Raw genomic sequence first — 20,261 nt, 5'->3', positions numbered from 1 at the left:
ACTCAAAGGGGTTCTCCTTCTTGGAATACGTTTGAATAATGGCCTAAAGCGCTGGCGCTGGCCGAGTGCGGCGCTATCGTTTTCGCTGTAGCCTTATCCGCCGATTGAGGCATAAGCGGCGCAAGGGAGAGTGGCACTCTATGGCTGATAAGTTGAGCTAAACATTTGAGTAAACTGGTGATCGTATCGCTGCCCTTGGCATTACATGCCATGGCTAATATCGGTTGTTCCTGTGTTTGAATGCCATCGGCACCCAACTCTAATTGGCGGCCGATTTTATCGATAAGGGTGCTGGTTTGCCGATCGGCGCCCACTTCAACAAATAAGCGCGCACCTTGGTGATACGCGGCGTTAATCAGCGCGGTAAAATTCAGCGGCGCACAAAAGGTGTCGGCAATACTCTTGGCAATGCTTTGGCTGTCGATACTGACGGTGCTTTGCCGCGCCGCGCTAATAAAACGCACCTGAGTCTCGCAGGCATTCGCCTTTAAGCCCAAGGTATAAAACTCTTGGATAGCGTTGTGCTGTGATTGCGAGGGCGGGGTATGCATGGCGGTGACTTTATTACTGGCAATGCCACGCTTATTCAGCCTTTTAAGGAGTTGTAAGCAGCTTGCTTCGCAGCCCGCGAGAATACAGGTATCGCCCTGTTCGATGGCTAGATATACCCGTGGAAAATCAGTCAGCAGGGTATTAATTTCGGCGCGAGAGGCTCGCACTAAAAAGCTATTCCACGCCAGCGGTGCATCTTCACTCAACTGCCAATCACGGCGCACCGCAAGCAGTGGGCCTGAAATCTCCTGATTGAAGATGGCGCTGTTTTGGGTGGCGTTAATCAGGGCATGTGGCGTTTGCCAGATATCCAAACTTGCCCACATGGCCGCTTCGCCCATGGAATAGCCCAGAGCGAGTTGCGGTTGAATAGTAAAGACTCGAGTTAGCAGCCGACTAAATAGGTAACTGGCGCCAACACCACTAATCGCAAGCTGGCTTAAGCTCATGTCTGCTGCGTCTTTTACGCTTACATTAATTGCAGTTTTCGCATAAGCAGCGCCTTGGTAAATCGCCTCGGCCTGCAACATGGCGGCTAAATCCCCTTCGCGTTCAAGCTCGCGATAAAGCTCTGGGAAATAGCCATGTAAGTCGCTGAACATATTCGGGTAAACCGTGCCAACGCCGGGGTAGACAAAGGTTAAGCCTTTATCACCAAGGGGCGAGGCCGTAAAATAACTGCCCACAGGAGTTTTAAAGGCCAGATTGGCCGATGGCATTAACACTGGCGTTTGGGCTGGAGCAGGAGCCTGTTGCGTCTTTTCAATATAAGCGCGCATCGCCTTGGCTTCTTGCATTAACTCCCCAAGGGAGCCCGCCATCAGCACTAAGGCTAATTTATCCTGTGCTTGATAACGCTCAAACCAATCACTACCTTGGGTACAAAGCCAATCCGTATCAGGTTGGTTTACTGATAAATCTAATGAATCAATCAGTTGCGACAACTTAAGCGTTAAAGATTCAAGCGTGTTGCCGCTGATGGGAATAAACAGCCTGTTGGCATTAAGCAACGGCTGAGCGATAAGCCGAGTGCCTTGGGTCAAGATAAGGCTTTGGGCGGTGCTCGCTCGAGGGGCCTTATCCAAGGGCTTATTCAAGATATTCCCCAAGAGATTTAGGCTTAACACCCTTGCCTGATGGGGCTTGGTAAACCAATAGCCGTTCTGCGCGTTTTTTACGGGCTTTTCAGCGCGCTGTTCAGCGTATTGTTCAGCAAGTTGCGCTGCATTAGTCGCATCAAGCATTGGTTCAATGCCTTTGAGACTGCGATGACTTAACGCCTCAGCCGCTTGAGATAATACATTCAACTGACGGGCAAGATTGCCTGCCTGCGTGTAGCAATTAACCACCTGAGCACAATCGCGTTTCGCCAAGGTAAAAGCGCTGTTTAAGCAGCGCCCGACTGTATTTGTATTGATAGTATTTGTTTCTTCAGCTGTTTCAGCTTGGATTTGCGCTAATGCTGAAATATAAGCCTCGGCATGCAGGTGTAACTGCGCGGCAAGCAGTCCATCGAGCAGATACAGACTACGGACTTGCTGTTGATATTCAAAGCGGATTTCAACGAGTTGTTTTTGCGCAATATGGGCGAGCTGATCCGTGATCAAGGCAACCAGTGTTGGCTCATCAGATGGCTCATCAATCAGTGGCTTATCTTCAACATTGAGCAGAACTCGACAAGCCATCAACTGTTGCAGCTTACTGACATCGGTTTGTGCATGGTTAAGCACACTCAGCATCCGCGTATCGTCAAGCCTGGCATCACCAAGCCATACGGCTATTCGCAGTGGCTTGGCATTGGGATGTGGACTGTTTAGTGCCGCATTACTTAATACAGGATTGCTTAATGCGGCATGTGCGCTTGGGTCGAGTGTCACTTAACACTTACCTCGGCCATGTTTTGGATTGATGCCTGCACTTGCGCCAGTTGTTGAGGTTTATTAGCCAAAAATGCTTGGTTAAGCGTCTTACTGATCGTGACTTTTGCTCGTTTCATCTCGCAGCTTAATCGACCATCTTGATGATAAAGCGCAATATTGGCTTCAAGTGAGCGGGAGGAATGCTTGATAACATCCAGCACTAATACCGCCTTCTCGCCAAAAGCTAAGGGCGAATAGGACACAAACTCGCCAATGGCACTGGGTAAGCTTGCCGCTTGATATTTAAGGCGCGCCCACACGAGCATGGCCTGCAATAACAGATCTTCGGCAAAGGGTTGTGTGCCTTTATCCTCAAGATTTGGCGCAAACTCACCGCAGTCATCTAAGGCCACCGTTGGCAGTGCTACCTTAGCGATAAGCTGCTGATCATCAAAGGCGAGCACTTCGCTTATGCCTTGCAGCCTTGGGCCATGGAACAGTGTGCCATCACTGTAGAGCGACTCTCGATCTGCGATAGCGGGTTGCTGTGGCATCTCCTGCATCAGAGAATGCAACTCGCCAACCTCGAAACGCTGCGCGTCTGCCGTATCATCCGTCTGCGCCACTAACACCGCCTGATACTGCGGGCGACCTTCAAAGCTTATCAACGCGGTTAACGCTTCAGTCGATTGCTGTGTAGCGTCGGCAAGCGGCGTGAGCATTAGTTCGAGCTCAATAGGCGCATCGCGGGCAAGTAGTACCTCATCGAAGATAATTCCCTTGAGTAGTCGATAATCGCTGACACTCACCGTCTTACCTAAATGGGCCTTGGCGGCCTCACGCATCCAATCTATGGCGCATACCGTTGGCAACACCGCATGACCGTTGATGCAATGATCCTCAATAAAGCTCATGCGTTTAGGGTCGAGGCTGCGCATGACGCGAATACTCTGCGGCACCGTTTGGGCCATAGGCTGCGGATCTAACGCCGTGGTTAGATCCGCTTCAGGCTTTTTTGCTGATGCAGCTTCAACAGTATTAGCGGTATTGCCCTGCATATCGGTTCCGACCAACAGCTGCGCTCCCGTATCACTCAATAATTGGCTGGCAAATAACTCGGCACCGGCTTTGAGTGGAATGACATAGACCCCACGGTCGATAAACATCTTTTTCAGCGCAGGATTGACCATGCCGCCATCCCAAGGCCCCCAGTCAAAGCTCATCACCTTGGCTTGCGGCAATTGCTGCGCGAGTTGCAGCGCGGCCTTGTTGAGAATGTCGTTAGACATGGCGTAGTCGCTTTGGCCTGTATTGCCGTAAAAACCCGCTGCCGAAGAGAACAGAGCTATGAGCGTTAACTGGCTAAGATCCAGTGCCGACAGCAGATTGTTAAGTCCGGTCACCTTAGTGCCATAAACGCGTTCAAGTTCGCTTAAGGTTTTGTCTTGAATATGTTTATCGGCAAGTACGCCCGCGCCGTGGATAATCCCCGTGATGGGCGATAGGGCGCTGATAGGCGCAATAGTGCTGGCAATGGCGTCAGGATCGTTAACATCTAGGCTTAAGTATTCGGCGCTGGCGCCAACCGCTTCAAAGGCCTGTAAGGCATGGCTGATTTCAAGGCTGCTTTGTACTGGCCAAACTAAGGCATCCACTTGTTTTGGTGTGGGTTTATCACCCAGGCTTTGCAAATGTGCAATGGCAGCGGCTTTCAGCTCGTTGCGATTTTTACCCTGAGCCCAAGCGGGGATCCCTTGATGGGCGCTGCGACCCGCGAGGATAAAATGTGCCTTGCAACGTTTCGCTAAACTTAAGGCGCACTCGAAGGTGACGCCCTTAGCGCCGCCTGTGACGAGGATTTTATCTGCATTGCTAAGGGCGGCGGGTGGATGACGAAGTGCTGCACTGCCCGCGACTAAGGTGGTGCGCTCAAGCTCGCTATCAATACCGACTTCGACTGGCGCATCTTGGAGGTAGTATTCCTGCACTACCGCATTGGCGACCGTTTTAGCGTCCAAGTTTGGCGCGATATCCAGCGCGCGGCAGACCACTCCTGGCCACTCGTGATTTAAGGTTTTAGTGAGTCCAGAGAGCGCCGCTTGGTTGAGTTCACTCTGACTGATGAGGGCTCCTGCCGACTCGTCCATGCCGATATAGCCAAAGCCGCCGTCGATACGGCTGACGGTGACAAAGCGGCAGTAGTCGCGCTCCGTTAACAGCGGTTGTAAGTGTTTGGCGAACAAGAAGGCTTGCTCGACCGAGGCTTTGGCTTCGTCTGCCAGCACTAGGCCAGCACTTTTATCGGCAACGGACTTATGCTGTGGCTGCAGATGAATAAAACCAGCGATTTGGCCAAGCGCTTCAATCTGATTGATGACCTCACAAATGCTTTCATCATCAATCGCCTTCAGCGTGAAGTTGGCAATATGGCTATCGAGTGGCGATGCGCTGGCCACAACCGTTTTAGGTGAGCGTACAACCGCAACCTTAACCCCTTGGGCGTGAAGCTTTTCGGCAATCACCCCCGCGTTGTGGCCATCGTCGCCGATAACGACGTAACTGTTTGCCGTCAGTTGAACATCGCTAGTTGCTATGATGCGCGCTAACTCAGCCGCCGCTGGCAACTTTTTTAGCATCACCTCACTATGGGGCGGCAGGTCGATGATTTCCTCGACTGTTTCTGTAATCGCCTCTTGAATTGGCGCAGCATGGTTTTGTTGTAGCGCCTCACTTGAGGCTTGCGAACCAGCATAGAGGGCGACAATTTCACCCAAGGTGCGACATTCAGCTAAATCTTCAGGGCTCAGTTCTGGCAGGTTCGGCAGTTGGTCTTGTACCGTGCCTAGAATTTCCACGCGCTTGATAGAATCGATACCAAGGTCTGCTTCCATATCCATGCTAAGTTCTAACATTTCAACCGGATAGCCCGTCTTGTCGGCCACGACCGCCATCATAGTGCGCTCAATCGCGCCATTAGAAACCGCCGCACTTGCAGCAACTGCATTTTGTGTCGCATGGCTCACTGTGGCGGCAGCTGTTACGGCTGTTGATACTAGAGGAATTGCTTGGCTAAAGAGCGCCACTATTTCCCCTAGAGTGCGACACTCGGCTAAATCTTCTGGGCTGAGTTCTGGCAGGTTCGGTAATTCGTCCTGCACTGTGCCTAGAATTTCCACCCGCTTAATAGAATCGATCCCAAGGTCGGCTTCCATATCCATGTTCAGTTCCAGCATTTCCACGGGATAGCCGGTTTTATCGGCCACCACCGCCATCATAGTGCGTTCAATTTCATCATTAGAAACCGCTGCGTTTGTGGCTACTGCACTTTGTGTCGCATGGCTAACAGTGGCGGCAGCTGTTACGGCTGTTGATACTAGAGGAATTGCTTGGCTAAACAGCGCCACAATTTCCCCTAGGGTGCGGCACTCGGCGAGATCTTCTGGGCTCAGTTCTGGCAAGTTCGGTAATTCGTCCTGTACTGTGCCTAGAATTTCCACGCGCTTGATGGAGTCGATACCAAGGTCGGCTTCCATATCCATACTCAGTTCGAGCATTTCCACGGGATAGCCCGTCTTGTCGGCTACCACCGCCATCATAGTGCGTTCAATTTCATCATTAGAAACTGCAGCTCCTTTAGCTACTGCACTTTGTGTCGCATGGCTGGCTGTGGCCGCAGCTACTACGGCTGTCGATACTACAGGAGCCGCTTGGCTAAACAGCGCCACGATTTCCCCTAGGGTGCGACACTCGGCGAGATCTTCAGGGCTGAGTTCTGGCAGGTTGGGTAACTCGTCCTGTACCGTGCCTAGAATTTCCACCCGCTTAATAGAATCGATACCCAGATCGGCTTCCATATCCATACTGAGTTCCAGCATTTCCACGGGATAGCCTGTCTTGTCGGCTACCACAGCCATCATAGTGCGCTCAATTTCATCATTAGAAACCGCCGTACTTGCAGCTACTGCGATTTGTGTTATTGACTGCGGGCTTGCTGTAACGGCTGTTACAGGAGTCGCTTGGCTAAAGAGCGCGACAATTTCCCCTAGGGTGCGGCATTCAGCGAGATCTTCTGGGCTCAGTTCTGGCAGGCTGGGTAATTGGTCCTGTACCGTGCCTAGAATTTCCACGCGTTTGATGGAGTCGATACCAAGGTCGGCCTCCATATCCATGCTAAGTTCCAGCATTTCAACCGGATAGCCTGTTTTATCGGCGACCACCGAGAGCATAGCGTGCTCGATTTGCTGCACAACTGACTTCTCGGAAAGCGCGCGGGTTGCTGCCGCCACAGTTTGCACTTGTGGTTGCTGAACCTTGGGCTCGCTCACAGGCACCGCAGTAACTTTTGGTTCTGCGGCTAAGGCTTGAACCACGGGCGCCTGCGCTGGAACGACAGGCGTTGCCACTGCTACCGCCACTGGTGCAGCGACTTGAATGGGGGCTTGAACCTGAGGCGCAGGCATTTGGCCGAGTAGGGCTAGTGCTGCTTGGCTGCTGCTGGTCTGCAATTGCATAAATTCAGCATGGCTCTTTAGGGTTTGTGCCTGATGCTGGTGGAACAGCTCCATAGAGCGTTGCAGGCTCTCCGGAATGGCGATGCCAAGGCTTGCCATTTTGGCTTGCTCTGCCATTAGGGAACTGACGGTATCACCGTATTGCTGCGGGATAGCTAAAAATTGTTGATGTAATTGCGCTGCCTGGGTTTGGGCGGCAAAAAAGGCGCTCAGGGCATCTTGATTCGCCTGTCCAGCGGCAAAGCTGGCTGGCTGTGCAGACGTTTGTTGTTGAATATTATTGCTATTTTGTGCCACTGGCTTTTCCACTTCGACAACCTTTTCTAGAATTTTTTCGACGATCACTGGTTTTTCAACGACTTTTTCAACCACTTTCTCAACGAGGCGATCCACATACTGCACTTGGCTGGTAATTTTGCCCGATTGCAGCGAGTCGACCATTTTGTTGCGGGTCGCTGGGCTGATGTAGTTGGTCGCGTTGAGCTTGATATTCATGGCTGAAGGCGTTGCTGGCGCAATCAATTCGGCTTGATAAGGGTCGATTTCCCCTAGTGTTACCCCCGCAACCGCCAGTTGCACCGCAGCGCTGCGCAGTTGGCTGTCGGAATCAGCTTTAGGATTCGGGTTAATGCTGATAAGGCACAGCTCGTTTAACTGCGCGGCTAAGGTATTTTCTGTCAACTTCTGCAGAATGTTTTTCGGGCCGAACTCGACAAACACTCGTGCGCCAGCGGCATACATGGCCTCTAGTTGCTCGCTAAAGTGCACCGATTGCAACATATGCTCTTTAAAGGCGGTTTTGATGGCATTTGGATCGGCGGGATGTAACTTGCCTGTGCCATTGGCATAAAGGGCAATCTTTGGCGTGTTGAATTGAGCCTTATCAATGGCTTCACTAAACGGCTTTTGCGCATGGGCAACCAATGGCGTGTGGAAGGCGCCGGAAACTGGCAGGGCAATTGCCTTAAAGCCTAACTCGCCAATGGCCTTAGCGGCCTGTTGTGTCGCTGTGGTAGCGCCTGCAATTACCAACTGAGTGGGGGAGTTGTAGTTGGCAATCTTGACGTCGTCAAACTGCGCCAGGCAATCGTTGATAGTTTCAATATCCTGTTTTTGCTTAAGAATAACGGCATACATGATGCCAGCATCACGACTGGAGTCGGCATCCAGAGGTGACTGCGCCATTGCCTGTCCACGTTCAAAGGCAAGCTTGATGTAGTCATCCATGGAAATCACTCCTGCGGCGCACAGGGCCGAGAGTTCACCAAAGCTATGACCTGCGAGCATATCTGCGGTGAAACCCGCCTGAATAAACAGGGCGTACTGCGCCATAGAGATCGCGCCGATGGCACTTTGGGCATAAAGGGTATTGGTTAACGCACTTTCCTGCGCTTTTCTCGATTCATCATCGAAGGCGGGGATCGGGTACAGCACGTTTGAAAGCGTCGCTTCACCACGGTCGCTAAACACTTTATCGCTGGCGTGGATATGGCGACGAAGCTCGGGGAAGTTATTGGCAATTTCCAGTCCCATATTCAGGTACTGTGAGCCTTGGCCGGCAAATAAGGCCGCGACCTTGTGGTTATCCTTGACCAGCGCTTGGGCGCGGAAACTTATCCCTGAGGGCAGTTGCCAGCCATCGGCGCTATTGGATTCTAGCTGCGCTATCGCTTGGGTTAACAGAGTCTGTAACTGGGCATAGTCCTTGGCGATAAAACCAAGGCGAGCCGATTGCGGTGCTAGTTCACGCAGGGCGTAGGATTTTGCAAAGGCAACAAAATGGGCATCAGAAAGCTCTGCCTTAGCCGCAGTTGCTTGCTGTAGCGCGTTTTTTAACTCGGCAAGCAGTGCGGTTTTGTCGGCGGCGGCAAACAGCCAGCTTTGTGCCACGCTACGTTGACGATAGGCGTCATCGCGCGCGTGCTCGGGGTGATATTCTTCGAGCACTAAATGGAAGTTAGTGCCACCAAAACCGAAGGAGCTGACCCCAGCGCGGCGGGGCGTATCGTCACTGCGTTGGATCCAAGGGCGCGCCTCGGTATTGAGATAAAAGGGCGAGCGGGCAATGTTTAATTTAGGGTTAGGCTGACTGACGTTTATCGTAGGCGGCAAGACTTTATGGTGTAGTGCTAATGCTGCCTTAATCACACCCGCTGTGCCCGCGGTGGACTTAGTATGACCCACCTGAGATTTGACTGAGCCTAAGGCAATATGCTGTAACTGCTCATTATCCTTAGAAAATACTGAGGTCAAGCCATTGAATTCGGCCACATCGCCTGCGGCTGTGCCTGTGCCGTGTGCCTCAATCAAGCCAACGGTGTGCGGCGCAAAGCCTGCGTCATCATAGGCGCGCTCTAATGCCTTGGCTTGGCCTTCGGGACGCGGCGCATAAATGCTCTTAAATTTACCGTCCGATGAAGCGCCCACGCCTTTGATTACCGCATAGATACGGTCGCCATCGCGCTCGGCATCGTCGAGGCGTTTTAAGGCGACCATGCCGATCCCTTCGCCAATCATCATACCCTTAGAGTCGATATCGAAGGGTTGGATCTGTTCGTTTGTGGTAAAGGCTGGCGTCTTTGAGAAACTCATATACATGTAGGGTGAGTTGTCGGTACAGACACCGCCGGTAATCATCATGTCGCTGCGACCTTCGGTCAGTTCGGTCAGCGCCATACGCATGGCGGCAAGCGAACCGGCGCAGGCGGCATCGACGACGCAGTTCATCCCCCCTAAATCGAAACGGTTGGCGATACGTCCGGCAATCACGTTACCAAGGGAGCCGGGGAAAGAGTTTTCTTCCCAGTGGACATATTGATCTTGGAATTTTTTGATCAGCAGCTCGCTATCTTCATCGCTCAGGCCACTGCTTTTAAATACTTTTTTCAGCACTGGATATTGCAGGCGCGCATTGAGGCTATGGCTTAACTTTTGACCGCCGCCAATTCCTAGGGTGATACCGATACGGTCACGGTCGTAATCGTCTGGCAGATTGGCATCCTGCAAGACTTCCTTGGCGACGACCAGTGAGAGTAATTGTGAGCTGTCGGTGAGTTCCAAAATATTGGGCGGCAGACCAAACTCCATCGGATTGAAGTCGACCTCAGGCATAAACCCACCGCGTTTGCAGTAGCTCTTATCGGCCTTGGACTTATCCGCATCGTAATAGTCATCAATCGACCAGTGGGATTCGGGCACGTCGGTGATGGCATCAATCTTGTCGCAAATTAAATCCCAAAACTTATTCAAATAGCGGGAGTTAGCAAAGATACTCGCCATGCCAACGATGGCAATTGGCATATCTTTTAAGCGTTTATTCAGTCTCTTATCGGCTTTTTCATCGGTTGATAATTGAGGCTGTGATGGGGTATGGCTCATAAAGAGTCTCCACTGGCAAAGCGGGTGGCTGTGCCTTATTAAGGGATTTAGCGAGGGCTTTTGGGGTTTGCACACCAGGAAAGCGGGCTAAAAATGTGTGGTAGTTGCGCACCAGCAATTTACGCAGATGAAACGGCCCATCCTTCAGCACATAGGCGATGTAGCGATTGGCCGCTTGGGTGTTACTATCTTGATAAATATCGATATAAATCCAATCTGTCTTGCTATCTATACCAAGGAGCACTGATTTAGGCTCGGCTTCGGTTAATTGCGGTGGCAGCGTTAATGACACCACTTGCACTACGGTGTCGCCATCTGTGCTTGGCAGAGCGAGCGCCTTGGCTAAGGTTTCGGAGTTAACCGTATAGGTTTGTACGTCGCTGCCTTGGGCAATCGGTAATTGATTAAAATACTGTTTAGGCACAAGTTCTTGATCAAACTCATCGAGGCGCGAAACCCCATAACGCTTAAGGCAGCGGGCTAAACCTGAGCGCGATACATTGGGATTAATAAAGGTTTGCGTCGCTTTAAGTAGCCTATCGAGTGGCAGTTTTAGCTGATACCTCAGTCCCACCACCACATATTCTTCAATTGGGGTGAGGGTGGTATTGAGGTTATGCGGGGTATTCGGGCTGTCGTTCACTGACTCGCGCTTGCGCCATTTACGCACTGTGGCTTCGGTAATATTTAAAATTTTGGCGAGCTGACTCACACTCAATTCAGATTGCTGAATAAAGTGGCGCATTTCCGGCGTGGTGGTGGCATTGCGGTGCCTTGCCGTGTTATGGCGAGACTTTTTCTCTGTGCTCAATTTCTTTATGCGAGCGTTATCAGAAACTTGAGTGTCGACTTTTGGAAAACTCATACTTGTTAGTGCGGTCCCATCATTATTATTTTCACCCACATAATCTATCGGGACTGCATGATATTGCCATTTTAACTGAGTCAACACTCATGCTTAAAAGAGGCTTAAAACCCGTGTTTTTGGGTGTTTTACAGTACACAGTGGTGATGCAGATTACCCTAGGTTTTTGCTCGATACAATCATATGGGACTTGAAATGGTTTTTTAATGATCAAATTGTTTTCGAACAAAGCAGCTAAATGCAATTTCATCAAAAATAGTTTTTAAAATTCAGTTGGTTATTGGTAAGGTTCAGATATTGTTCGTCAGCCGAGCAGAACTGAGTAGAATAGGGCTGCCGTTAAACTCAGGTGTTGTTGGGATAAATTAATGAATATTGAGCTTTTTTTTATACCATTAACCGAAATGGATGCGGCTAGCACGAGTGCCTGTATGGCGCTCTTGAGTGAGGACGAGCGCGCTAAAGTGGCGCGTTACCGGGCACCCAAGGCACAAATGAATGGCTTATTGGTGCGAGCGGCGCTGCGCTGCGTCTTATCCCAAGGACTGCAATCTCGTGGTGGAGCCTCACCTTACTCCTCCCAACGACTGATTGCGCCGCAGGACTGGTGTTTTGAATACGGTGAAAAGGGCAAGCCTAGCCTCTGTCATAAGCAGTTTCTGAGCACTGGCATTGAGTTTAACTTAAGCCACAGTGGCGACTGGTTGTTGATTGCCTTGGCGCAAGATGATAACAAGGGAGAAACCGCTAACACAGCGCTGCCCCGTTTAGGCTTGGGGGTGGATATAGAGCGTTCCCGCGCTAGCACTAATATTTACCCGATCCTGAATCATTATTTTTCCCCGATTGAAGCCGAAAGCTTATTAGCCCTTGAAGGTGAAGATGCGCAGCGGCAGCGCTTTTTTGACCTTTGGGCTCTTAAGGAATCCTACATCAAGGCAACGGGTTTGGGCTTAGCACAGTCGCTGAAATCCTTTGCCTTTGACTTAGCACCAAACAGTTTACTGGCGGTTGATGATGGCGCGCTGCAAGCTGCCGAACCCCGTCACTGGGTTGAGCTTAATCAGAGGCATAACGTTGCTTTACCGAGCCAAGCTAAGCACCGTTCTTATCTTCAACTCCCCTCGCATATTCAGCTTTATTCCAATATTAAGCTGTTGATTGAACCTAGAACAGCACTCGATGCAACAAGCTCTGGTGTACAGCATTGGCAGGGGTTCTTTGGTCGACTTAATGATGAATATCGTTTTGGTTTGAGCTTAATGCATAGTCATAGCTTGGGGAATGTGGCGATTTCCATGCAGCTAACCAGTATTACCGGATTACTGGCGGCATGCTCAGTCGTCTAATGTACTCAGTGGCGATAAGGCTTTTGCTTGCAATGAGTCACTTTGAATTTAGATTACGGTTTTTTAGCTGAGTTTGTTATTCCTTCCTTGATTATTCATTTTAGATTAAACCTCGCTCGCTATAGTCATGCAAGAGAACTCACTGATAAGGTTGTTAATGATGAAATTCAAATGCCTTTTATCGACTAGCACTTTGCTACTGCTCGGTGGCTGTGGCTACTTTGGTGGCGATGAAAAACAGCAATTAGAGCAGGCATGGCTTGCTCAAGATCCGCAACTACAGCAAGTGGTTGAGCAAATTCGCAGCCGCGGACTCGATGTTGTGGCTCAAAGTGCGGCGGCGGGCACAGTGTCGGCCTGCGTGACAGAGAAACTGACGCAAGATCCCTTAGGTAAGTTAGTCAATGTCGAAGGCGCCTTAGTGGAGTCGGCCAAGGTGACAGAATTACTCGGCGACCTACAGAAGCTAATGGAACAAGAGGTGAGTTTTGATCAAGTGGCAAGCTTGCTGCAAAAGGGCGCCGATGCCGCGGCCTATGCGAAAAACCTTATTGAGCAGCAAGGATTAGATCAAGCAATGCAAAGCCTTAAACAAATGGCACTGGCGAGTGAGCAATTTGCTCAGCAGGATTTAGGCACGCATTTTCAGCAGTTATTGTTGGAGTGTAAAACCACATCCCCAGCGACAAGCACTGCCAACTAACCAGTGTGAACGTCACGCCTTCATCCTATAAAAACGCCCTGAATATTCAGGGCGTTGAATTATCTACTTGGTAATCGGCGGTAGTGGGACAATTTCAAAGTTGGCATCGAACTGGACTAAGGTCGACATAATTTTACCGAAAGCGGTTTTATCGCCTTCCAGTTTGGCACTGCCGTTAGCCAGCAAGTCTTTAAGGGTCGTTTTACCGAGTAAAATGCCGGTAATATAACGCTTATCAATATAAAGATTGGTATCAGCCTCCATCGGTTTATCAACTTGAATATTGCTTAAATTACCATTGCTTAGCTCTACATAGAGCGTTTCTTTAGTGTCAGGATTAATCACATTAAGCCTTAACAGCCCAAGCTCAGCGGCCTTGATGCTATCGACTTTGACGGCGAGAAAGTCAAACAGGGTTGAGATATCCATTTCACCTAAAATATCAGCTGAGGCTGATTTAGGTGCACCGGGCTGGACTCCTGTGCGTAACTCTTGGGCACCCGTCAGATAAATATTGCGCCAGCCAGCGCCTTCGGCTTGATAACCCAGTTGTTCATAGGTATCGGCAAGTAATTGTCTGGCTTCAGTGTTATTAGGTTCTGCCATCACGACTTTATTGAGTGCGGTGGCTACAAAACGGTATTCGCCTTTTGCATAGTCGGTTTTGGCATGTTTAAGCACGGCGTTAGCGCCGCCCATATACTCAACAAATTTGGCGGATTCATCCTTTGTGGGTAGTGGGTTTAAGTTGGCCGGATTCATATCAAAATAGCCTAAATACATGTTGTACACGGCTTTAGCATTGTGGCTATAGGTGCCGTGATAACCATTGGTATACCAAGTATCGCGCACGGCTTGAGGGATAGTGGTTTGAATCGCATCGCCAATATCTTGAATACCCACCCCATTATTGGCTAATCGCAGGGTTTGATTATGGACTAGGCCATAGTTATCCCTTTGCATTCTTAAGTAACCTCAGATCTGGTTAAGCCAGCACTAAATTAGAGCTATCTAACAGTTCAAGCTCCTGAGCTGTTAGATTTAACGATGGCTTTTCTTCTTTTAAACAATATGCAATCAATCCACCAAGTAGATTGAGCATGAACCCATGCTCGCTGCGGTGTCTTGAGTGTTCAATATAGGAAATGTTCTTCAATTGGTCATTCACTGTTTCAATGATGAATCGCTTTTTTAAGATTGCTCTATCCCATAGAGAAATAAACTTTTTCTTCATGTTCTTACGAACTGTGGTGATTAACTCAACGCCCTTTTCCAAAAGCTCACCTGTTAGGGCTTGGCTAATATAGCCTTTATCACCATAAAGCTTACCAAAAAGAGACTCAGCCATTTCACTGACAGGTTGCCTGTCATCGACATTACCTTTCGTCAGTTTTAACGCTACAATTTCACCCAAGTGATTGATAATAAGATGCAGTTTAAATCCAAACGACCAGCCCATAGTTCCCTTTCCATGTTCGGCAATGCCTTCAAAAACCTTATTTCGCTTCGCTCGAATAATATGACAGACTTCAATTTTAGTGGAGTCGACAAACTGAATTCCCGTTGGCTTTCCAAGCTTTGAAGTCAGATAGCTACACATAGGGACAACGACGCTAGGCATTAATGCAAGGAAACGAGTGTAGCTCAACAACTCTGGAAAATAGGGTTTTAGCTGGCGACAAACATAGTGCAGATAATAATTTTTGAAATCTCGGTAATGTGATTGATGGAAATGAATGATAATGGTCATCACTTCTGCGGGAGAAAGGCGACAAGGTCTATTACGCTTCATTTCACCATTATCAAGCAATAAGCGTTGCCAATGTGGGATAAATAACTGACAGAAATCATCGACATCACAGTAAGTTTCAACTAGTTTGTTCATGCTCGTTCCTTTTTCTAATCACTCTTGGTCGAATGATCGGATCAGGGAACGAGCATTTAGTTCCTTTTGGGAGCTAAATTCTTATCCGAAGCTCAGGTTAAGTAGGCGTTGACATCCGTATTACCAAACACGGGCGCGGAGTGTGCTTCAAACAGTACCTGCGCATCATCACCAAAGCGTGTTAGCAACGCATTGATATCTTTAGACCATTTGATGGCATCCCGTACTTTTGCCCCACGTAAGGTGTAAATGTTGTGCATGCCATGGTAGGTGAGTTCAGCCGTCCATAGGGCCTTCATTGAGGGAATATAGGTGGCCATTTCCGACGCAGCTTCGGTGCCCGAGGCATCCATAAACACCATTTCGATACCATCGATAGTTAGCGTTTCCCATTTATCTTTGCTGTTAAGGGTGATATCGGGTTTTACATAGGTGACTTCGCCTTTGGATAAGCCTTTGGCAAGTGCGGCATCGACAATGCCTTGTTCATTGCGCTCTAATGTGGCGCCGTATTGATAGGCGGCGCGGCGACTCATGGCATTTCCTGCGAGGACGTTTTCGTCAACAATTTCTTTGGTGATGTTATGGGAACCATAGACTTTGACGTTTGGAAACATGTCTTTAATGGCGCGGGAACCGCCAAAATGATCTCCATGGCTGTGGGAATAAATCATCGCGACCACAGGTAAATCATTGCCCTCTGGTAAATGTTTAAGCGCAAATTCCAATGACAACTTTGCCGATTCTTTGGTGAGTAGCACGTCATACAGGATCCAGCCTGTTTTACCGCGGATAAGGGTTAAGTTGGCTAAGTCGGTGCCGCGCACTTGATAGATGCCGTCGGTGACCTTGTATAAGCCGTTAGACACCATATTCAACTGGGCCTGACGATACAGTGACGGGTTAACTGTGTCAGGAGTTTTATCGCCAATAAAGCTGAAATCGGCCCGTAAAATCGCTGCCGTAGGTTCATCGAGTTCGGCGATAAGATTCTTCGAAAACGCTTCAAAGGCTTTTTTATCGGCAAAGTTAAGGGTGGCTGCTGTGGCCTTGTTTACCTCTATGGTTTGTTTGGTAGCAGGCTTGCCTTGATAGTGCAGGCTGATGTGTTCATGCTCGTGTTCAGCGGCGACTGCGCTTAAGGAGAAGCTAGCGATAATACTGATTGTCATCAAAGATTTTTGCATCATTTTACCTACCGATAAGTGGGATTGTGTCGTTGATGGTTTGAGTATAGCCAGCTTGTATATTTAGATAACTCGAGTTAGCTTAGGTTGTAATATTTATCTTGTGAATGAGTGTTTCCCCTATGCCGACACAAAAGCCGTTAGATTTAAACTTATTACGTGTGTTTATGGTGGTTTATCGTACACGTTCGTTTACCCAAGCGGCGCAGGAGTTAGATTTAACTCAGTCTTCCGTGAGTAATGCCATTGGCCGATTGAGATCATGGGTAGGAGAGTCGCTGTTTACTCGGGTTGGGCGTGGAATTGAACCAACCGCAGTAGCTCGAGAGATGTATCGCAAATTTGAGCAACCCATGGCCGATATCGAAACCGTATTACTTGGGTTTGAGCATTTTGATCCCCGCTCAAGCCAGCGGCGCTTTTATGTATATGCCAATGAGTCGGTTATTGAAACGCTGCAAGCAGGTGTGCAAGCTTTATTGTTGGATGCGGATATCGAAGTGATTTTTCGTGAGTCGCCGCCACAGGAGGCTGAGTTATATCGTGATATCTTGCTTGAGCAGGTTGCGGTGGCGATCGATATTAAACCCGCTCAGCAAACTTTGCTCTCAAGCAAATTACTCTTTACTGAAAGTTTAGTCTGTATTGCCAGTAAGCAGCATCCTCGTATTCATGGAGCCATTACTCATCAACAGTATTTTGAGGAGAAACACGTATTTTTAAATTTGCGGCGTTTTAATTTGACGGCGGGGGATTTGTTTACTGAAGGCGTGTTACCAAGGCGCAGGATGTACAGTGAACAGTCCTCTCTATTAAGTATGTTTGCAACCGTAGGTAAAAGTGAGGCGATAGGTATCGCCCCTTTACGTTATGCCAGTCAATACGCTGAAATGTTTGGCTTACAAATACTACCTATGCCACTAAAAACAAGACCAATTGATTTATATATGGTGTGGAGCAGTAAATATACCCAAAACCCGAGTCATCAATGGTTACGAAGCTTATTACTTAGTGCCAGTACCATGACAACAAATGAAAAAGCGCTGGTTCAGGCTCGTAGCGAGTGAATCAGCGCTTTTTGCGTGCTTATCTTATTGTTGTAAGAAGGTATCTATTACTGTCTGGCTAACCTGTGGCTTTCACCCGGATGCTCAAAGTCACTGCGGTAGGGGTTAATGTCTAAGCCGCCACGACGGGTGTAGCGGGCGTATACAGTTAACTTAGCACAGTGACAGTAATGTTTTAGGTCGACAAAAATTCGCTCGACACACTGTTCGTGAAACTCATTATGTTGGCGGAACGAAATCAAATAGCGCAGTAATTTTTCGCGATCGATTTTTGGCCCTTGATAACGGATCATCACACTGCCCCAATCGGGTTGAGAGGTAATTAAGCAGTTTGATTTCAATAGATTAGAATTGAGTGTCTCTGCGACAATCTGTTTTTCATCTGTGCTGTTTTCAAGATAATCAGGATTAAAATCATAATCACTGACTTCAATATCCAGATCGTCAATGCAAGTGCCTGGCAGTTCGACGACACGTTGAATACCAAAACTTTTAGGCTCAATAATCTTAACGTTAACATCGCCTTGGGCACATTCACTTAGATCTTTAACTAAGGTTTTTTGCACCGCATCGAGATTGTCGAATTTGGTTTGATTAAAACTGTTTAAATACAGTTTGAAGGATTTTGACTCGATCAGATTTTGGCTTGCATGACTTAGCTGAATGTCGGCGATAGCCACCATAGGTTTACCCTTGGCATTTAGCCAAGACAGCTCATAGGCCGTCCAGATATCGGCTCCGTGGAAAGGTAAACTCTCCGCAGTCAGGTTGATAGCGTTACGGTTAAGTGAGCGAGGAACCCCTTGCAGCAGCGATGCATCATACTCGGCTTGGTAATCAGTAGCTTTACCTAAAGTTAAGCTCGCAAGTTCTTTTGCATCACTATAGGGATCGTGATTCTGTGTCATCAATACTGTTTCCATGTCAAAATAGGCGCACATTATACCCGAAATTGGATTGTGCTTAAGTGTCTTGTCTGCCTGCTCTCGATAAATTTTTGCAAAACTATCATCAGTCTTACCTATCAACTTTAGGCGAATTACCGCGATATTACCCGCGAGGTGAGCCATCTTTGTGCATTCAAGGAGAGTTTGATGAATCATCCGATGATGCGGTGAGCTGGTTACCTGTTAAACGTGAACCAGTAGGCAGCTTTGCGAATGTTGAGCATGCACTTGAACTTAAATTATGGTCTGATATCAATTACTTCTATGGTGAGTATTTTGCGGCGCCCGTGCTATTTGATTCACCATGGGGCACAGGAGAATTACTACAGGTATGGAACGAGGCGGATTTTGACGCGCTGCAGCAAAATATCATCGGTCACTTGATGATGAAGCAAAAACTTAAGCAACCGTCCACCTGGTTTATTGGTTTGCTTGATGAAGGCGATAAGATGCTAACGGTGGATAATGCCGATGGTAGTGTATGGGTGGAAATCCCCGGCGAGCTTCCCTCTACCCAATTGGCGCCGAGTTTAGCGGCGTTTATTGAGGCGTTATCGCCACGTATCGCGCCACCCGTGAAACATGAAGAATTGCCTATGCCAGCGCTCGAGCATCCTGGGATTTTTGCCAGCTTTAAACGTATGTGGCACAACCTGATTGGTAAGCGTTAAGCGCGTTGAAATGCAGCAAGGCCTAAACATAGTAAACTCGACATGCATATCTAGCCTGTCGAGTTTAGGCTTTAATAAGGCAAGGCTATTGATGATCCCAAGACAAGTTAGACACTATGCGGCAAGGTTCGCAGCGAAAGTGGAACATATCTAATAGCGGTTCATCGAGTTTCCAGTCGTGGCTGCCACAACGCGGGCAGGGGCGTGCCAGCTCAGATTGCAGATCCTGCCCTCCGACGCGATACAAATAATAGTAAGTGGGAATTTTAGTAAGGTATTCGATTCGGCCACGTAAGTCCCAACCTCGTCTAAATAAATCACTGTTTGGGCTCGATAATTCTTCTAGCGCTGCAAATTCTGCCTTAGTGGCGGCCGCCATTTGTAACTCATCACAGGCTTGCCACTCGGTTTGCCAGCGGATAACTCGCTTATGATCGCCATTAAAGGTCGCAGGGATTTGATACAGCGGAATAGGTAATAAGTTATCACCACTACGCAGGGGGGAACACATATGCACATAGCTAGTGTAGAGCAGCTGCCAGCTGGGCGGCTCAGTGTTACTGACCTCAGAATTAATATCCTGACCGATAAACTTTTCACGTGGCGCCAGTAGTTTAGCCTCGGTTAATTCCGCCAGCGCTTTTTTCACCCAAGGGCTGTGGTAACGATGGGCCAAACTGTTTTTTTCCGGCGTGAGTAGACGTACTCGAAATTCGCCCTCATTAAAGGCTACGGCAAATTCGCGGCCGAGGATTTGACCATTAGCGCGATAGGCTTCGAGTAATTGATTGATGGCACGTTCTGCCGCACTGATGGTGGTATCGGCAAAGCATTCAAAGCGCAATTCGGTGACAAACATTAAGCGGATTTTCCTTGGGATTCGAGTTGACTGACATGTTGTTTCAGCTCGATAAGTTCATTTCTGAGTTGCATGATCTCGTTGTTTTTTAACGCGAGGGCCTGTTCAATGCCTTGTTGCAACTGGGCTAACTGTTGCGCCAATGTGGCGACTGTGAGTGGCGAAGCATCGGTGGTATGTGTTTCTTCAACCACGGGCTGTGATTGGGCCGCTAAACGTTCCCGCTCGGCTTTAGGTACCGATTTAAATTGCTGTAATCCTTGGATTAATATTGGCATAGGGATTTTGTTACCGACGCGGCTTTTTATCAGGGCAAGGCTTGGGGTTTTACCGCTGGCTTCGAGTGCGCAGGCTGCTGCTAACACTTGGTCAATGGGACTCATAATAAGTGAAATTCCTTAATGTATATCGTGTTTTTCACTAACTTA

At 48.7% G+C, this 20,261-nt stretch carries 10 protein-coding genes and 3 pseudogenes; 4 read left to right on the top strand and 9 right to left on the bottom strand.

Going from position 1 to position 20,261, the window contains the following annotated elements:
• Positions 1 to 2: 2 nt before the first annotated feature.
• The 3 genes and pseudogenes from CEQ32_RS08205 to CEQ32_RS08195 all read right to left on the bottom strand — a co-directional run bounded on the left by CEQ32_RS08205 (position 3) and on the right by CEQ32_RS08195 (position 11,165).
• Positions 3 to 2,429 (bottom strand): PfaB family protein, encoded by a 2,427-nt coding sequence (locus tag CEQ32_RS08205; protein ID WP_088585835.1) that lies wholly within the window; start codon positions 2,427 to 2,429, stop codon positions 3 to 5.
• The gene (locus CEQ32_RS08200) at positions 2,426 to 10,300 is read right to left on the bottom strand and encodes a type I polyketide synthase (protein ID WP_088585834.1); all 7,875 of its coding nucleotides are present in this window, start codon (positions 10,298 to 10,300) and stop codon (positions 2,426 to 2,428) included. Before CEQ32_RS08200 ends, CEQ32_RS08205 begins: the two co-directional genes overlap by 4 nt.
• Positions 10,297 to 11,165 (bottom strand): annotated as a pseudogene (locus CEQ32_RS08195) (transcriptional regulator). Before CEQ32_RS08195 ends, CEQ32_RS08200 begins: the two are co-directional and overlap by 4 nt.
• Positions 11,166 to 11,533: 368 nt before the next feature.
• On the opposite strand from CEQ32_RS08195, the gene CEQ32_RS08190 reads away from it, so the two are divergent.
• Positions 11,534 to 12,514 carry a 4'-phosphopantetheinyl transferase family protein gene (locus CEQ32_RS08190; RefSeq protein WP_088585833.1) on the top strand — a complete coding sequence of 327 codons (981 nt, stop codon included), beginning with the start codon at positions 11,534 to 11,536 and terminating at the stop codon, positions 12,512 to 12,514.
• Positions 12,515 to 12,671: 157 nt separating this feature from the next.
• A complete protein-coding gene (locus CEQ32_RS08185) occupies positions 12,672 to 13,217 on the top strand; it encodes a hypothetical protein (protein WP_088585832.1) in 546 nt (181 codons plus the stop codon).
• A gap of 63 nt (positions 13,218 to 13,280) precedes the next feature.
• Here the strand turns inward: CEQ32_RS08185 and CEQ32_RS08180 are convergent.
• The 3 genes and pseudogenes from CEQ32_RS08180 to CEQ32_RS08170 form a co-directional block, all read right to left on the bottom strand.
• Positions 13,281 to 14,189, bottom strand: a pseudogene (locus tag CEQ32_RS08180) (alkyl sulfatase dimerization domain-containing protein); the annotation flags it as partial.
• A 13-nt stretch (positions 14,190 to 14,202) separates the two neighbouring features.
• Positions 14,203 to 15,102, bottom strand: a complete 900-nt coding sequence (locus tag CEQ32_RS08175; RefSeq protein WP_088585327.1) for an IS982 family transposase — start codon at positions 15,100 to 15,102, stop codon at positions 14,203 to 14,205.
• A gap of 98 nt (positions 15,103 to 15,200) precedes the next feature.
• Positions 15,201 to 16,289: pseudogene (locus CEQ32_RS08170) on the bottom strand (MBL fold metallo-hydrolase); the annotation flags it as partial.
• Between the two features lie 122 nt (positions 16,290 to 16,411).
• Between CEQ32_RS08170 and CEQ32_RS08165 the strand changes: the two are divergent.
• Positions 16,412 to 17,356, top strand: a complete 945-nt coding sequence (locus CEQ32_RS08165; RefSeq protein ID WP_088585831.1) for a LysR family transcriptional regulator — start codon at positions 16,412 to 16,414, stop codon at positions 17,354 to 17,356.
• A gap of 47 nt (positions 17,357 to 17,403) precedes the next feature.
• Here CEQ32_RS08165 and queF read toward each other — a convergent pair whose 3' ends face one another.
• On the bottom strand, positions 17,404 to 18,264 hold the full coding sequence (queF, locus tag CEQ32_RS08160; protein WP_037416675.1) for an NADPH-dependent 7-cyano-7-deazaguanine reductase QueF: 861 nt from the start codon (positions 18,262 to 18,264) through the stop codon (positions 17,404 to 17,406).
• Between the two features lie 59 nt (positions 18,265 to 18,323).
• Between queF and syd the strand changes: the two genes are divergently transcribed.
• A complete protein-coding gene (syd, locus tag CEQ32_RS08155) occupies positions 18,324 to 18,974 on the top strand; it encodes a SecY-interacting protein (RefSeq protein WP_088585830.1) in 651 nt (216 codons plus the stop codon).
• Between the two features lie 85 nt (positions 18,975 to 19,059).
• Here syd and CEQ32_RS08150 read toward each other — a convergent pair whose 3' ends face one another.
• Together CEQ32_RS08150 and CEQ32_RS08145 are read right to left on the bottom strand one after the other, a co-directional pair.
• Positions 19,060 to 19,833, bottom strand: coding sequence for a Zn-ribbon-containing protein (locus tag CEQ32_RS08150; protein WP_037416681.1), 774 nt, complete (start codon positions 19,831 to 19,833; stop codon positions 19,060 to 19,062).
• Positions 19,833 to 20,216: a hypothetical protein gene (locus CEQ32_RS08145; protein ID WP_088585829.1), complete on the bottom strand. Its 384-nt coding sequence runs from the start codon at positions 20,214 to 20,216 to the stop codon at positions 19,833 to 19,835. The genes CEQ32_RS08150 and CEQ32_RS08145 overlap by 1 nt, the downstream gene beginning before the upstream one ends.
• Between the last annotated feature and the right edge of the window lie 45 nt (positions 20,217 to 20,261).

It is taken from the genome of Shewanella sp. FDAARGOS_354 (assembly GCF_002209245.2).
GTDB classification, from domain to species: Bacteria; Pseudomonadota; Gammaproteobacteria; order Enterobacterales; family Shewanellaceae; genus Shewanella; species Shewanella xiamenensis.
The sequence above is the reverse complement of the archived record's forward strand: the minus strand, read 5'-3'. Positions and strand labels throughout refer to the sequence as shown.

What these genes read in the sequence shown, in the direction of transcription:
- CEQ32_RS08200 (WP_088585834.1), bottom strand. Translation starts at nt 10,300, where the DNA reads ATGAGCCATACCCCATCACAGCCTCAATTATCAACCGATGAAAAAGCC.
- CEQ32_RS08190 (WP_088585833.1), top strand. Translation starts at nt 11,534, where the DNA reads ATGAATATTGAGCTTTTTTTTATACCATTAACCGAAATGGATGCGGCT.
- CEQ32_RS08185 (WP_088585832.1), top strand. Translation starts at nt 12,672, where the DNA reads ATGATGAAATTCAAATGCCTTTTATCGACTAGCACTTTGCTACTGCTC.
- CEQ32_RS08175 (WP_088585327.1), bottom strand. Translation starts at nt 15,102, where the DNA reads ATGAACAAACTAGTTGAAACTTACTGTGATGTCGATGATTTCTGTCAG.
- CEQ32_RS08165 (WP_088585831.1), top strand. Translation starts at nt 16,412, where the DNA reads ATGCCGACACAAAAGCCGTTAGATTTAAACTTATTACGTGTGTTTATG.
- queF (WP_037416675.1), bottom strand. Translation starts at nt 18,264, where the DNA reads ATGACACAGAATCACGATCCCTATAGTGATGCAAAAGAACTTGCGAGC.
- CEQ32_RS08150 (WP_037416681.1), bottom strand. Translation starts at nt 19,833, where the DNA reads ATGTTTGTCACCGAATTGCGCTTTGAATGCTTTGCCGATACCACCATC.
- CEQ32_RS08145 (WP_088585829.1), bottom strand. Translation starts at nt 20,216, where the DNA reads ATGAGTCCCATTGACCAAGTGTTAGCAGCAGCCTGCGCACTCGAAGCC.